The organism is Ureibacillus sinduriensis BLB-1 = JCM 15800 (genome assembly GCF_000772955.1).
Classification (GTDB): domain Bacteria; phylum Bacillota; class Bacilli; order Bacillales_A; family Planococcaceae; genus Ureibacillus; species Ureibacillus sinduriensis.
Map to the genome: position 1 here is coordinate 362,314 of NZ_JPVO01000055.1, position 15,706 is coordinate 378,019.

The following is a 15,706-nucleotide window of genomic DNA, read 5'->3' on the forward strand; positions in this document are numbered from 1 at the left end:
AGGAAATGAAATGGACTTCCATTCTAAAATTTATGTAGCTGGACATCGCGGATTGGCTGGATCAGCAATTATGAGAAAGCTAGAGGAGAAAGGTTATCGAAATCTCGTTTTTCTATCGAGCAAAGAACTTGATCTAAGAAATAAATCGCATACAGATGCTTTTTTTGAAAAAGAAAAACCGGAGTATGTTTTTCTTGCAGCGGCAAAAGTAGGGGGTATCGTAGCGAATAATGACTATCCTGCTGATTTCATTCGCGATAATTTGTTGATTCAAACGAACGTGATCGATGCAGCCTACCGAAATGGAGTAAAAAAACTCCTATTTTTAGGGAGTACTTGTATTTATCCGAAATTTGCTCCACAACCGGTAAATGAGTCTTCCTTATTAACAGGTAGTTTAGAGCCAACAAATGAGGCGTATGCAATAGCCAAAATCGCAGGAATTAAGATGGTTGAGGCTTATAACCGACAATATGGAACAAATTATATTTCTGTTCTGCCGACCAATCTTTATGGTCCGGAAGATAATTTCGACCTGGAAACATCCCATGTATTACCAGCCTTGCTAAGGAAATTCCATGAGGCAAAAGTAAATAATGATCCGGTAGTTGAGGTGTGGGGAACTGGGGAACCGAGAAGGGAATTTTTATATTCGGATGACTTGGCGGATGCAGTGATCTATTTAATGAATACTTATGAAGGCAATCAGATTGTCAATATTGGTGTTGGTGAAGATCTCACCATTAAAGCGCTAGCTGAGAAGGTAAAAGAAATCGTGGGTTACCCAGGTGAAATCAATTTCAATGCAACAAAACCGGATGGCACACCTAGGAAACTAGTAGATGTGTCAAAACTTCATTCATTAGGATGGCAAGCCTCTATCTCTCTCCATGAAGGAATAACCAAAGTATATGATTGGTATTTAAAGAAACTAATTCAACAATCTGCAGTTGCAAAGTAATGGAGGTAGTTATGAAAAAAGCATTGATTACAGGTGTTACTGGTCAGGATGGTTCCTATTTGGCGGAGTTTTTAATGGAAAAAGGGTATGAAGTGCATGGAGTAATCCGCCGCAGTTCCTCTTACAATCAAGAACGATTGGAACATATTCATTTATCGGAACTATTAGGGAGTAATGGAAACATTAAACGCTTTTTCCTTCATTACGGTGATATCACGGATGCATTAAATATTATGAATTTAATTAGCACCATCCAACCAGACGAAATTTATAATCTTGCTGCCCAATCCCATGTTCACGTATCTTTTGAAATGCCAGGCTATACATTAGATGTGGATGCAAAAGGGACATTAAATATTCTGGAGGCTGTTCGTATTTTGGGATTAGCTGAAAAAACCCGCGTCTATCAAGCCTCAACTTCGGAATTATTTGGGAAGGTCCAGGAAGTACCGCAGAAAGAAACAACGCCTTTTTACCCGCGTTCTCCTTATGGAATTGCCAAAATGTATGGATACTGGATAACGAAAAATTATCGTGAATCATACCAATTATTTGCTGTAAACGGTATTTTATTCAATCATGAGTCAGAACGACGGGCGGAAAACTTCGTAACAAGAAAAATAACATTAGCCGCGGCGCGAATCGCCAAACAAAAACAACAAACCCTGCAACTTGGAAATCTGGACGCATATCGCGATTGGGGATATGCAAAAGACTATGTCGAGTGTATGTGGTTAATGTTGCAGCATGATAAACCAGAAGACTTTGTGATTGCAACTGGCGAGATGCATAGTGTAAGAGAGTTTGCAGAAATAGCATTTCAACATGCCGGAATTGAGTTGCAGTGGACAGGTGTTGGTATACAAGAGAAAGGAATTAACCGCTCAACCGGGGAGGTGGTTGTCGAGGTCAGCCCAAGATACTTCCGTCCCGCAGAAGTAGATCAGCTGTTGGGGGATCCTACAAAAGCGAAAAAACTATTAAATTGGAATCCTACAAAAACAACCTTCGAAGAGTTGGTTAAAAGGATGGTACATTTCGACCTAGAAAAAGTTGCGAAAGAAGAAAATACAGTCAAAATGTTTGAATAACCCGTAATGGATTTCATTTCCACCGTATAAGAACTTTCCAGCTATTATGTTAAAGGGGTGAATAAGTGGAGATTATTTTGTTATCAGGTGGATCAGGGAAACGTCTTTGGCCATTATCGAATGATGCACGATCAAAACAATTTCTAAAAATATTAGAAGATGAAAATTACCAACTAAAATCGATGGTCCAGCGTGTTTGGCGCCAATTACAACATGTGAATTTGGCGGAATCGAGCATAATTGCCACGAATAAGACACAGGTGGATATTATTCAAAACCAACTAGGTCATACAGTTGAATTAGTTCTTGAACCGAGTAGACGAGACACCTTCCCAGCAATAGCGCTAGCATCCACTTATCTACACACTGTAAAAAATATCCCTTTACACCAGACAGTAGCAGTCTTACCAGTTGACCCATTTGTACAAGATTGTTTTTTTGAAAAAGTGAAGGAACTGGAAACATTATTACATCAATCAAATGCAGACATAGCACTGATTGGTGTTAAACCAACATATCCCTCCTCCAAATATGGTTACATTATTCCTGCTACCAATCACACATCTGATTATATCCAAGTGCAATCTTTTAAAGAAAAACCAAGCGAACTAGAAGCAGAACAGTTAATACAGCAAGATGCATTGTGGAACTGTGGGGTCTTTGCATTTAAATTAGGTTTTGTCTTGTCCTTGCTTAAAGAACGTGGGCTACCTATAGACTATTACGATTTATTAGAGCAGTACGATACTACTCCAAAAAATAGTTTTGATTATGAAGTGGTGGAACAAACAGAAAATATTGTAGCCCTTCCATATGATGGGTACTGGAAAGATTTGGGCACATGGCGAACATTAACCGAAGAAATGCATCATCCCCAAATTGGGAAGGGTATTGTGACAGAGGATTGCAAAGGAACTCACTTAATCAATGAATTGGATATTCCGATTACGGTGTTGGGTGTTCCCAACGTTATTGTAGCAGCTAGCCCTGATGGTATCCTAATTGCCGATAAGGATAAAAGTCCACGCATTAAAGAAATAGTTGGCCACTTTAATCACCGTCCGATGTATGAGGAGCGACGTTGGGGCTGGTATAAAGTATTGGATCACTTAAAAATCGATGAAAATTTTGAAGTATTAACAAAAAGAATTGGGATCAGCGCGGGTAAAAATTTGAGCTATCAATACCACCTCCATCGTAATGAGGTTTGGACCATTATAAAGGGGGAAGGGATTTTTGTTCAAAGTGGTCGATTACAAGTCGTTCGCCCTGGAGATGTCTTGCAAATTCCTATTGGAAACAAACATGCTTTAAAAGCCGTTACCGATTTAGAAATGATCGAGGTGCAAACAGGTAGCCAATTACTGGAAGAAGATATTGTTCGTGTTTTTATGACATGGGAAGAAGTAGAAGAGCATTGTTATGCTTAATGGAATAGAAGGGGAAAAGGGGTTAAGGCTGTGATACTGGTTGTAGGTGGAGCAGGCTATATAGGTAGCCATCTCGTGAAAGATCTAGTAAAAAAAGAAGAAGTGATTGTACTGGACAATTTATCGACGGGTCACATCGAAGCAATTGATAAAGATGCCCTGTTTGTACAAGGAGATTTGGGAGATCCTAAAGTATTAGATTCAATTTTTATGCACTACCCAATTCAAGCAGTAATGCACTTTGGTGCAAATAGTTTAATTGGGGAATCTGTCATTAATCCTCAAAAATACTATTTAAATAACGTCTCATCTACACTAACGCTTTTAGAAGCAATGTTAAAACATCAGGTGAAGAATTTTATTTTTTCTTCGACTGCTGCTACTTATGGCATTCCCAAAGTGCGGCTAATTGATGAAAGTATAGATACGCATCCTATTAATCCTTATGGCAAGTCAAAGCTAATCATTGAACAGATTCTTGAAGATTATGCAAAAGCCTATGATTTTCACTATGTCGTTTTAAGATACTTTAATGCTGCTGGAGCATATGAAACAGCTGAGATTGGTGAAAGTCATCATCCAGAAACTCATTTAATCCCCCTTGTATTACATCATTTAGCCGGAGAAAAAGATAAAATATCGATATTTGGTGCGGATTATAATACACCGGATGGGACATGTATTCGTGATTATATTCATGTATCAGACTTAGCGGATGCCCATATTTTAGCCTTAGAAGTTTTAATGAATAAAAGTGTGAAAACGGCAACTTACAATGTGGGAAACGGGATTGGTTACTCAGTGAGGGAAATCGTCCAAATGTGTGAAGCAATCACAGGTAGAACAGCAAAAGTTGAAATAACCGAAAGACGTACGGGAGATCCTGCTTGTTTAGTCGCTTCATCTGAAAAGATTTATAAGGATTTAGGATGGCGTGCCAAAAGAAACCTTGAACAGCTAATAGAAAGTGCTTGGACTTGGCATTTAAATCAGAAGTATTAGGCTGCTGCTTTAAATTGAATTTCAATTGCTTTTGAATTTGATTTTTCACAGCTGAGGGGGATTCGTAATGAAAGAAATAACCAAAAAGCATGAAGAACAATTTGAATTGAAGAAATCATATACTCCCTGTGAGAAAATCCCGACATGTAAAATACTGGGCGTAAATATAGCGGCGATTAATATGGAGTGGCTTGTTAATTTTTTGGTTGACCATATTAAGAGTTTATCAGGTCAGTATATTTGTGTTTCCAACGTACATACAACAGTCATGGGATATGAAGAATCTGATTATCGTGCAATTTTAAACAATAGCCTAATGTCCATTCCAGATGGAGGTCCATTATCCACCATTGGAAGAAGATGGGGATATGTTAAGATGTCGAGAACAACTGGACCAGATTTAATGAAAGAGATTTTCGAACTTTCATCGAATAAAGGCTATCGACATTATTTCTATGGATCGACGGAAAGTACGTTAAAAAAAATGCGAATCAATTTACTTAAGGATTACCCTGGTTTGGATATAGTAGGCATGTATAGTCCTCCTTTTCGCCCGATAGCAGCGATGGAAGATGAAAAAATCATGCAACAGATCAATGAAACGAAGCCTGACTTTATATGGGTAGGTCTTGGTGCGCCTAAGCAAGAAAAATGGATGGCTTACCATAAAGACAAAATAAATGGCTTAATGATAGGAGTAGGAGCGGGTTTTGATTATTACGCAGAAAATATAAAAAGGGCACCCCTTTGGATGCAGAAGTTCAATTTGGAATGGCTGTATCGATTACTCCAGGATCCAAAAAGATTGTTTAAAAGATATTTACGAACCAATATCAAATTTTTGTGGCTTATAAAGAGAGGCGTATAGGAATGAATGTATTAGCTTCTGTATATGCGTGCAGTCCATATGATGGTTCGGAGCGGGCGGTTGGATGGAATTGGGTATGTGAGTTGGACAAATATCACCACTTATGGGTGCTAACGAGTGAAGTATATGAAAAGGATATTGAAGATTACAAAGAAAAAAATCCCCATGCACTTTTGAATACTGAATTTATATATATAAGGGTTCCACAAATAATTAGCTTTTGGCATAAAGGATATCGTGGGGAACGTATTTATTATATATTATGGCAAAAAGCAGCTTTGAAAGTAGCTGAGAAGCTGAAGACTAAAGTGAATTTCGATTTAGTGCATCACATCACCTATGTAACATGTGTATTGCCTACATACATGCATAAGCTGGGCTTGCCTTTCTTGTATGGACCGGTATCCGGTGGAGAAAATATACCAAGCATTATCAATTATCCTCTGAATCAAAAGAATTCAATCATTGAAACAATTCGTAAAATAGTGCAAGTTTTTTTTCGTGCAACACCCAATTTTAAGAAGACAATGGAAAAGGCCAATCTTATCTTAGCAACAACGGGTGAGACAAAGAATTATATTCCGAAAAAATATCAACACAAAGTCCACATATTTCAATCCATCGTTTTGGATGAGAATTTTCTTAACCCAAATCCGAATCTAGAAAAAGAGAACGGAGCTATATGTAAAATATTAATTGCCGGCAGGATGATTTATTGGAAAGGTTTTGAACTTGCGATCAAGTCGGCAATCCTTGCTTTAGAAAAGGGCTGTCAAGCAGAAATTACCATCTTAGGTGATACAGAGGATGGAAGTATACATTATAAAGAATATTTAAAAGGTTTGTGTATGAACCATACCCAACAGATTAAATTTATCTCAAAAGTTGAGTATTACAAGATGAAAGATTTCTATGATGAATTTGATTTATTACTGAATTGTAGCTTAAGAGATTCAGGGTGTTATGTTGTAATGGAGGGAATGGGGAGAGGGTTGCCGGTCATCTGCGTTGATACAGGCGGACCCAAAATTAATACGAGCGAGAGCACGGCCATCAAAATACAGCCCGCACGTCTGGAAACGATGATTGAAGACATTGCGAATGCAATTTGTCTATTAGTTGAAAATCATGAGCAACGGAAACAAATGGGCAAGGCGGCTCACCAATATGCTAGCAATCATTTTGTTTCAAATAAACGGACTCTAGAAATGAATCAGTATTATCAGACCGTTGTAGGTAAAAGGGACAGTGATTTTTTCACTAAAGAGGTAGAAAATGGGTAAAAAGATAAAAGTATGCATGGTTGTTCAAGATCCAACAGTTAAAGGTGGCATTGCAGCAGTCGTTAATGGCTATAGGGGGTCTGCTTTAGAAAAAGACTTCGATATTAAGTATATAGAATCCTATAAAGATGGAAATAAGTTCGCGAAATTAATGAAAGCTATGTGCGGATATATTCATTTTGCAAAAAACATACTTGTGGATAGACCCAAAGTTTTGCATATCCATTCTTCCTTTGGGGCGAGTTTTTATCGAAAACTGCCATTTATTTATATGGCTAATTGGACTGGAATCCCAATTATCAATCATTGCCATGGTGCAGACTTCGAAACCTTTTTTTTGCAAGCTCATGAACGAAAAAAGAAATTAGTAAAGAAAGCATATAATAAATGTTCCTTAGTTATCGCTCTATCAGGGGAATGGAAAAATCGCCTTAGTGTAATCGTTCCTACCGAAAAAATAAAAGTCATTGAAAATTATAGTATTCTGAGCAAAGTTGCTGTGATGGAAAGGTTAAAAAGAGAAAGTAATCAGCGAGTCCTTTTTTTAGGGGAGATCGGTAAAAGAAAAGGGTGCTATGACATACCTTTAATTGTGGAGAAGGTTGTCCAAGTTTTACCGAAAGTAAAATTCATTATGGCTGGCACAGGGGAAGTTGACAGAATCAAAAGTATTCTAAAAGAAAAGGGAATAGAAAAAAATGTAATTTTTCCTGGGTGGGTGCGTGATGAAGAAAAAGATAAATTGCTACGTGAAAGTGATTTGTTTTTTTTACCCTCCTATCATGAGGGTATGCCTATGTCAATTCTAGAAGCCATGGGTTATGGGCTGCCTATCGTAAGCACCAATATTGGTGGAATTCCCAATTTGGTAACTAGTGGGCAAAATGGTTACATTTGCTCTCCGGGGGATGTAAATGCCTTTGCAGAGAGGTTAGTGTCCTTGCTTAAAAATGAACAAGAATTAAAGAGCTTTGGCGAAGAGAGTTTTCATGTTGTACAGAATACCTACTCATTGGAAAAACATATTCATAAACTTTCCACGTTGTATAATTTGATAGTTTGATAATTAGGCGAAAGTTTCGTGAAGATTTTATTAACTCCTTATGGTTGAACTTAAGCGGCGATATTGAATTGATTGCAGGGGAGAATTTGAATGGTATTACTAAATCATGCAAATACAGATTTGAACGTCCAAAGATTATTTACAAAAAAGTTAATATTCTTCCAGATTTACTACAATTTAGCCATCAAGTTTTTTATAGGACAATTTGGTTTTCCCCATTCTCTAAATTATATAACAGACGTCGTAACTTTTGTAATTGTACTTCTTTCCGTGGGCGAATTACGGGCAGGCTATTATAAAAATAAATTCATCTATCATCTTATTTTTTTGTTGATGCTGTTTACCGTAATAGGGTACCTTTTCAATCTCTATTCACCGCTATTATACTTGTGGGGTTTACGTAATACATTTCGGTTTTTTGTCTTCTTTTTATGTTGCACTGTCCTATTAGAGAAGAAAGATATAAAAAAAATCATAGCTATCTTAATGAAATTGCTGCCGTTGAATGTTATTTTGTGCACTTATCAATATTTTACTTTACGTAACAGTGGCGGGTACGTTTCATTATATCTTGGGGATTTTATCGGCGGAATGTTCGGGCCTATGCAGGGTAGCAATGTGGCGATGAATGTCTATTTATCTATACTATTAATTATGTTATTAGCGGCCTTTATAGAAAAGAAAGTATCCTTTGCGAAATTCGGCTTATATACTTCAATGTGCTTTTATATTGCCATATTAGCCGAGATGAAAATTGTTTTCTTTGACTTCTTAATCATCCTGATTATGATCATGCTGATTAGTAGAATTTCATTTAAGAAAATTGCATCCTTTTTACTCGGAATCGTCGTGCTTCTAGGTGTCCTAAATATTTGGACAAACTTTAATCCAGAAAGCAGTGCGTACCTAACCAATTGGGATTCGATTATTGAGTATACAGGCAAAACAAGCTATGCAGGAACAAGTTCTTTAAATCGACTGACAGCTATACCGATGATTTCAACGATTTTTTTCCAAAATAATGTTGGTGGGAACCTAGTTGGAATCGGGTTAGGTAATGCTGATACATCCAATATAGCAGCATTTAATAGTCTTACTTATGCCACTTATGGCGATATACTAAAATACACATATTTTCAACAAGCTATTCTTTATTTAGAAACGGGTTGGATAGGATTACTTCTCTATCTATGTTTTTTCATCGTTATTTTTTTTAGTACATTTCTGAACAGTAAAATAAGATGGGCTAATAATGAAGAATATATCTACATCCTTCTTGCAAGAGTGTTTTCTATATTAGCGATAGTAATGGTTTTTTATAATCAATCTTTCCGGTTAGAGAGCAGCGGGTATTTAGCCTTCTTGATTTTAGCCATCCCTTTTATTTGGCGGAACCGTCATCAGGAAGAATTGTCCAAATAAGTTTTTTAGAAAGAACATATAGTAGGTGAGAAGTTGAGCGTAAGAATAAGTGTTATTGTCAGTATGTACAATATTGAAGAATATGTAGAGGAGTGCATCGAATCCCTAGTATCACAAACTTTTAAGGACCTTGAGATCATCCTCGTTGATGATGGGTCAAATGATGGGACATATGTAATTGCCGAAAAATTTGCTCGCTCCTACTCCCATGTTAAAGTGCTCACTAAACCAAATGGCGGACTTTCAAGTGCAAGGAATTTTGGTCTATCCTATGCTAAAGGTGAATATGTCGCTTTTATCGATGGTGATGATTATGTATTACCAAATATGTTCGAATTAATGTATCAAAGTGCATGCGAAAATGGCTCTGACATGGTCATGAGTAGCTTTATGAGATTAGTGGAAGACGGAACTTTAAGCATAGACCTCGAAACGACGCAACAGAATCTATTTTCCGAAAATCGCTGTATCCACGGAAAGGAGGAAATCCTGCAAAAAATCTTAACTACAATGCTCGGTGTACTACCGGAAGCGGACATTGATGTTGCATTAAATAGCTGTGTATGGCGCAATTTATATAGAAAAAAAATATTGGATGATTTAAGTATTGTATTCAAATCTGAGAGAGAATACATATCAGAAGATATCATTTTTCATTTAGATCTTTTACCACATCTACAAATTATCTCCACAGTTTGTCAACCTCTCTATATTTATAGATTTAATCGTAATTCATTGACAAAAAAGTACCGTCCAGATCGTTTCCTTAAAGAATGTCATTTGTATGAATTCTTAATGGACAAAGTATCTGGAAATAATCTTTTGAGCGATATCGATTTAAGATTAAAACGTTCTTTTATAGGACGGGTTCGAAATTGTATTCTTAGTGAAATCTATGGGAATGAAGTAGAAAACTTTTGGAGGAAAAATAAAAATATCCAAGAAATCATTAAAAATGAAATAGTAGTAGAGGTTTTGCAAGACTTTCCCATCCACCGATTAAATTTAAAATTAAGAGTTTTTACGAACATGATGAAATATAACCAGAGTATAGGATTATTCATCCTAGGTCTTCTGTATAAAAAAAGGTATCTTAAAAAATAGTTGGAATCTTTAAATTAAGAAGGTGTCATCGATGGAAAATCCATTAATTAGTATTATTATCCCGGTTTTTAATACGAAAGCCTTTTTAAAGAAATGTATCCATAGCTTGTTGGTACAGGATTTCAAATCGATTGAAATCATCTTAATCGATGATGGATCAACAGATGGCACCAGTAAATTATGTCACGAATTATCTTTCGAGGACGATAGAATTATAGTTATCCATTCCGAAAATAAGGGTGCCAGCTATGCGAGAAACACTGGTTTGGGAGTTGCCAAAGGTAGCTATATTGCTTTTGTTGATTCGGATGATTGGGTAACCATTGATTATTTAACGACACTATATAGACAGTTTGAGTTAAAACAGGATATTGATTTGGCCATCGTTGGATACATGTCTCTAGATGAAGTGGAAAACAACCCAACACTACTTCATCAGGATGAAAAAATCCAATTATTGACGTCTAACGAAGCCCTTATTAATCTGTATAATCCCAAAATGTATAAGGGGTATTTGTGGAATAAGCTTTTTAGAAAGGATATCATCCAGAACCATCAATTAAAATTTGATATAGACATTAACATATGGGAAGATATGCTGTTTTGCTGTAAGTATTTACGCTACTCAAGAACGGTATCTTATTCAAACAAAACCTGTTATTTTTACGTACTGCGAAAAGGTAGCATAACATCATCAAAAGAGGAGTTAAAAGAAAAAACAAAACTAGTGGCTGCCAAAAGAATGGTTGAATTAGAAATAAATGTAGAAGATTTTGTAATTGAAACGAAAAAGTGCCTGATTATCGAGTATATCTATTTCATCCTAGTTAGAGAGTTTACAAATGGAAAGTTCAATAAACAATTTGTGAAGGAGATTGTAAATGAAATTGAACTTATAAAATTAGACATCAAACTGTCTCTAAAATACAGGATGCTCTTATGGTTCTTAAGAAAAAATCCAATTATTTTATACTGGATTTATAAAATGAAAGGGCAACAAAAAATAAAAAGGGATGGGTGATGAATGGTTGATATCAGTGTCATTGTTCCAGTCTATAATGTTGAAAACTATTTGGATAATTGTATTACTGGAATATTAGCTCAAAGCTACAGCAACTTCGAACTAATCCTAGTGAATGATGGATCATTGGATAACTCCAGTTCTATTTGTAAGGGATATGAAAAACAAGATGACCGTATAAAGTTGATTCATCAAGATAATCAGGGTTCCGGCGCTGCCAGAAATAGAGGGCTGGATATCGCAAAAGGAAAATATATTTATTTTTGTGATGCGGATGATTATATGGAACCCACACTATTGGAAGAAAACTATTTACTCGCTGAAAAGTACGAAGCAAATATGGTTATTTTTGGCTATTGCGATAAAATAATCCGGAAGAATGAGTTCGATTTCATCCCGAGAACTAATAAAAAGGAACTTTTAAACAGTAAAGAGGATTTTAGAAAGAAATTTGGCCAACTTTTTAACAATGGCGTGATGTATACAGTATGGAATAAGCTTTATAAAAAAGATTACCTAAATATGCATAACTACCGCTTTGGAAATGAAAGAGTGGGGCAAGATACAATATTTAACTACAATATTTATAAAAACATCGATAAAGTATATATAAATGACGGTATTTACTACCATTACTTAGTGGGAAGAGCAAATTCTGCTGTAAACAAATATCGTCAAGACCGATTTAGATTGCGCTATGAAGAATCACTGAAATTGGAGCAGCTCATCAACAGCTGGAAATATGAAAAAATCTATAAATCCTTATTAATCAATGAGTGGTTATTAACTTTGACAGTCGGAATTCATAATTTATTTTTTGACGAATGTCCTCTTAATAATGGAGAGAAAAAAAGAGAAATCCATCGCTATATTAATCATGCGAAAATTAAAGAGGCGCTCCATCACATTTCTTATAAGAAAGAATCGAGCAGTTTCGGGACAAAATTAAAGTATTTTCTTTTGAAGAACAAACAAGTTAGTCTGTATTATTACTTGCTGAAATATAAAAAAGGATTCTCCTGAAAACTGACAAATCATTTAGTTTGAATATTGTATGAATGTTGAGATGACATTTACATAGTTATATCGGCTTAGAAGTTGAACAACTTCATCAATTCAATGTGAGGGATAAGAATGTTATTAATTGATAGAATTTTAGGAAAAATTTTTTCATTAATTAAAAAGATATCGCCAGTCATTGCTAGTAAAATCATCTATTATAAAACGTTTAGAAAAAAACTTGATCTTAAGAATCCAACTACATTCAATGAGAAATTGATGTGGCTAAAATTAAACGAAGATGACTTGGTCAAAGCCAGATGTACAGATAAGTATTTAGTAAGAGACTATATTAAAGAATTAGGTTATTCAAATATTTTAATTGAATTATATATGGTATTCGATAGTGTGAAAGACATGAATTTTAATGCATTGCCAAATAGTTTTGTTATTAAGTGTACCCATGGTTCTGGATTTAATATTATCTGTCCTGACAAAAGTAAATTAGATAAAAAACAAGTAAAGTCACAATTAAATAAATGGATGAGAACTAATTATTCATTGGTCAACGGAGAGCCGCATTATTCGAAAATAAAACCTCGGATCATTGTAGAGAGATTACTGGAAAGATCGAGGGAACAGACGCACATTGATTATAAGATTCATTGCTTTCATGGAGAGCCACAGATTATTGAAGTTGCATTACCGTATAGTGATATATTGTTAAATTGTAATTGGGAGGTGCTACCCTTCAATAAGGCAAGTGTTAATTTCAAGAAAAAGTTGGACAAACCTAAAAGATTGGATGAAATGCTGGAAATCGCCAGGAATCTAAGTAATGCGTTCAAATATGTAAGAGTCGATTTATATTATTGCAACGATGAAATTTTCTTTGGGGAACTGACGTTTACTCCTGCTGCCTGTCTGGATGTCGATTTTATTGATGATGGGGACTATGAGATGGGAAAATTATTAGATCTAAATATAAGCACGAAGAATACGGCTAATGTGGGAATAACTTAAAACGAAGTGAAATAAATAATTTCATTGGCCCGATAAACTGTTCAGTGCATTTCTATTTAGGGTACTTAAACAAAATTTTTCATTAAAGGAATGTTTAACATAGAACTACTAATAGTGTTGAAAAATAAGATTAGTACTAATTTTATGAAGAATACTGGATGGTTAATATTTGAACAGGTTTTTAGAATGGGATTGTCTCTAATCGTCACATCTTTAATGGCTCGTTATTTGGGTACACAAAATTTCGGTTTACTCAATTATAGTTTAGCCTATATTTTGATTTTTACAACAGTTAGTAAGCTAGGAATAGATAGTATTATTGTAAACGAGATTATTAAAAAAAGGGAAGATACCGGAAAATTAATCGGTACAACCATATGTTTACGTTTGCTTTCTTCTACACTTTCGATTTCTTTAATCTTTTTAATCGTGCGGTATATGGACCCCCATGATTATACAGTGCAAATCATTACATTTATACAGTCGATTTCTTTGTTGATGGTCGTATTTGATACGATTGAATTTTGGTTTCAGTCAAATTTACAATCAAAGTATATTGTCATATCAAAATCTATTGCGTTTACGATTGTGTCGGTTTGGCGACTATCTTTGATCTTTTTTGAAAAATCTATTTACTATTTTGCTGTCGCAACTATTATTGAAGGTTTAGTCATTAGTTTATTCATTGTTGTTTTTTATTTTAAATTTAAAGGACCCAAAATCCGGTTTTCATTTTTGACCGCCAAAGATTTGTTATCCCAAGGTTTCTATTTTTTTATTGCAGGTTTGCTGATCGTTGCTTACACCCAAATTGATAAAATTATGCTCGGCCAAATAATGGGAGGCACAACGGTCGGCATCTATGCAGCGGCAATGACTATTTCTAGTTTATGGGTGTTTATTCCCAATGCGATTATTCAATCTGCAAGACCGGTCATAATGATATCTAAGACTGAAAATGAACAATTCTACTTAAAAAAATATAGACAGCTATATTGTTCGATAATTTGGATAGGGATAGGTGCTTCTATTTGCATCACGCTGCTCTCTAAACCTATTATTCTCCTGATCTATGGCAATGAATTTATTGAATCCATTAATGTTTTAATTATTTTAATATGGTCAAGGATTTTTTCCTTAATTGGAACAACAAGGGCTATCTGGCTAACTGTTGAAGATTTGGGCAGGTTTCAAGTAAGTTTTGTGGCATTTGGTGCAATAGTAAATATTGTCCTCAATTTAATTCTAATCCCACGATACGGGGCAATTGGTGCGGCAATCGCTACGCTCCTAGCAGAAGTAATATCTACTTTTATAGCACTATTATTTTTCAAAAAAACACGACCATTGTTTAAATTAATCATTGATGCTTTTCTATTTAAGGATGTCAAAATATAAGGCATTGCTTATAGATTGTTGGCGGAGGGGATAAGCGTTGATTAGTATCCAAAAGAAATTATTCTTTATTGATTTAATAGATGTCTTTTTAGCGGAGGAATATAATCCAAAACTATCAAAAAAAAGGTTGATCATCCACCATTATTCAAGAGTTCCCGGAGATAATTTATTTGGGGAAATTACTTATCAGCTTTCTTTAGAGAAGGATGAGGCTGAGCTTTTGGAAGGCATGAGCAAGATGAATCGCTATATGTTACGACGAGCAAATAAGGAGCCATATGAAGTAGTCGTCAAGCATAACCCTACAGATGGGGATTTAATAGAATTTCAAAATTTTTATAATAAATTTGTCCAGACGAAAAATACACACAAAGTAAATAGATATCGACTCAATCGGCTAAAGCGCCTGCGGGATAAAGGGGTGGTGGTCTTTACAAAGCTGCAGAATACGAATGCAGTGGCTTTATGTTATCGAATTTATATTATCGATAGCGATGTTGTTCTGAATGTTTATGCTTGTTCAGCAACATGGATTAAGGAGCAACCGGACTTAAAACAGCAAATACGTTTTGCGAATCGTTACTTACTTTGGCAAAATATGAAGTTATTTAAAAGTAGGGGGTTCAAAATTTACGATTACGGCGGAATAACGGATATTAACGAGATTAACAAGTTTAAGGAAGATTTCGGTTTTATAGGGGTCGAAGTGTATCATGGCTTTGATACGGAGTCGATCATTGGGAAGATTTTAGTCAAGTTACATTGGAGAAAGAATATTTATTTATTTAGCTAACAAAAAAATAAAGATTGTTATATTAACAAGTACCTACTAAGTGAAATTGGCTGAGTAGGATTTTTTTTTAATAAAAGTTACACAATAGGGACAAGTTTTTCGAGTGTTTGAATATTAGAGGTTTTCAATGGCTCTTTATTTGTGAAGGATACTCATATAGACAAGTTCATCGAGCTGAAGAAAAGTTCATTCTATTTTTCGTTCAATTTTTCGAAAAGTAGTAATAATAACTAGATATCCAGGGTTTT

The 15,706-nt window shown here is 35.2% G+C and carries 14 protein-coding genes; all 14 read left to right on the top strand.

Annotated elements, in window-relative coordinates; genetic code table 11:
* Window positions 1-10 precede the first annotated feature (10 nt).
* The 14 genes from CD33_RS17655 (at window position 11) to CD33_RS17720 (ending at window position 15,458) form a co-directional block, all read left to right on the top strand.
* The gene (locus CD33_RS17655; RefSeq protein ID WP_036203243.1) at window positions 11-961 is read left to right on the top strand and encodes a GDP-L-fucose synthase family protein; all 951 of its coding nucleotides are present in this window, start codon (window positions 11-13) and stop codon (window positions 959-961) included.
* An 11-nt stretch (window positions 962-972) separates the two neighbouring features.
* A complete protein-coding gene (gmd, locus tag CD33_RS17660) occupies window positions 973-2,052 on the top strand; it encodes a GDP-mannose 4,6-dehydratase (protein ID WP_036203246.1) in 1,080 nt (359 codons plus the stop codon).
* Window positions 2,053-2,117: 65 nt separating this feature from the next.
* A complete protein-coding gene (locus tag CD33_RS17665) occupies window positions 2,118-3,482 on the top strand; it encodes a sugar phosphate nucleotidyltransferase (protein ID WP_036203249.1) in 1,365 nt (454 codons plus the stop codon).
* Between the two features lie 30 nt (window positions 3,483-3,512).
* Complete coding sequence (gene galE, locus CD33_RS17670; RefSeq protein WP_036203252.1) at window positions 3,513-4,484, top strand: UDP-glucose 4-epimerase GalE; 972 nt, start codon at window positions 3,513-3,515, stop codon at window positions 4,482-4,484.
* Window positions 4,485-4,551: 67 nt separating this feature from the next.
* Complete coding sequence (locus CD33_RS17675) at window positions 4,552-5,352, top strand: WecB/TagA/CpsF family glycosyltransferase (protein ID WP_084591403.1); 801 nt, start codon at window positions 4,552-4,554, stop codon at window positions 5,350-5,352.
* Between the two features lie 2 nt (window positions 5,353-5,354).
* Window positions 5,355-6,635, top strand: coding sequence for a glycosyltransferase family 4 protein (locus tag CD33_RS17680; protein WP_036203254.1), 1,281 nt, complete (start codon window positions 5,355-5,357; stop codon window positions 6,633-6,635).
* Window positions 6,628-7,698 (top strand): glycosyltransferase family 4 protein, encoded by a 1,071-nt coding sequence (locus CD33_RS17685; RefSeq protein WP_036203257.1) that lies wholly within the window; start codon window positions 6,628-6,630, stop codon window positions 7,696-7,698. The genes CD33_RS17680 and CD33_RS17685 overlap by 8 nt, the downstream gene beginning before the upstream one ends.
* 90 nt (window positions 7,699-7,788) lie before the next feature.
* Window positions 7,789-9,120, top strand: a complete 1,332-nt coding sequence (locus CD33_RS17690; RefSeq protein ID WP_036203258.1) for a hypothetical protein — start codon at window positions 7,789-7,791, stop codon at window positions 9,118-9,120.
* A 33-nt stretch (window positions 9,121-9,153) separates the two neighbouring features.
* Entirely contained in the window at window positions 9,154-10,224 is a 1,071-nt protein-coding gene (locus tag CD33_RS17695) for a glycosyltransferase family 2 protein (RefSeq protein ID WP_140422925.1), read from the top strand.
* A 31-nt stretch (window positions 10,225-10,255) separates the two neighbouring features.
* Complete coding sequence (locus CD33_RS17700) at window positions 10,256-11,245, top strand: glycosyltransferase family 2 protein (protein ID WP_052130321.1); 990 nt, start codon at window positions 10,256-10,258, stop codon at window positions 11,243-11,245.
* A gap of 3 nt (window positions 11,246-11,248) precedes the next feature.
* A complete protein-coding gene (locus CD33_RS17705; RefSeq protein WP_052130322.1) occupies window positions 11,249-12,268 on the top strand; it encodes a glycosyltransferase family 2 protein in 1,020 nt (339 codons plus the stop codon).
* Window positions 12,269-12,379: 111 nt separating this feature from the next.
* The gene (locus CD33_RS17710) at window positions 12,380-13,267 is read left to right on the top strand and encodes an ATP-grasp fold amidoligase family protein (RefSeq protein ID WP_036203262.1); all 888 of its coding nucleotides are present in this window, start codon (window positions 12,380-12,382) and stop codon (window positions 13,265-13,267) included.
* A gap of 144 nt (window positions 13,268-13,411) precedes the next feature.
* Entirely contained in the window at window positions 13,412-14,665 is a 1,254-nt protein-coding gene (locus tag CD33_RS17715) for a flippase (protein ID WP_176400043.1), read from the top strand.
* 37 nt (window positions 14,666-14,702) lie between these two features.
* On the top strand, window positions 14,703-15,458 hold the full coding sequence (locus CD33_RS17720; protein ID WP_036203267.1) for a GNAT family N-acetyltransferase: 756 nt from the start codon (window positions 14,703-14,705) through the stop codon (window positions 15,456-15,458).
* Window positions 15,459-15,706: the final 248 nt, after the last annotated feature.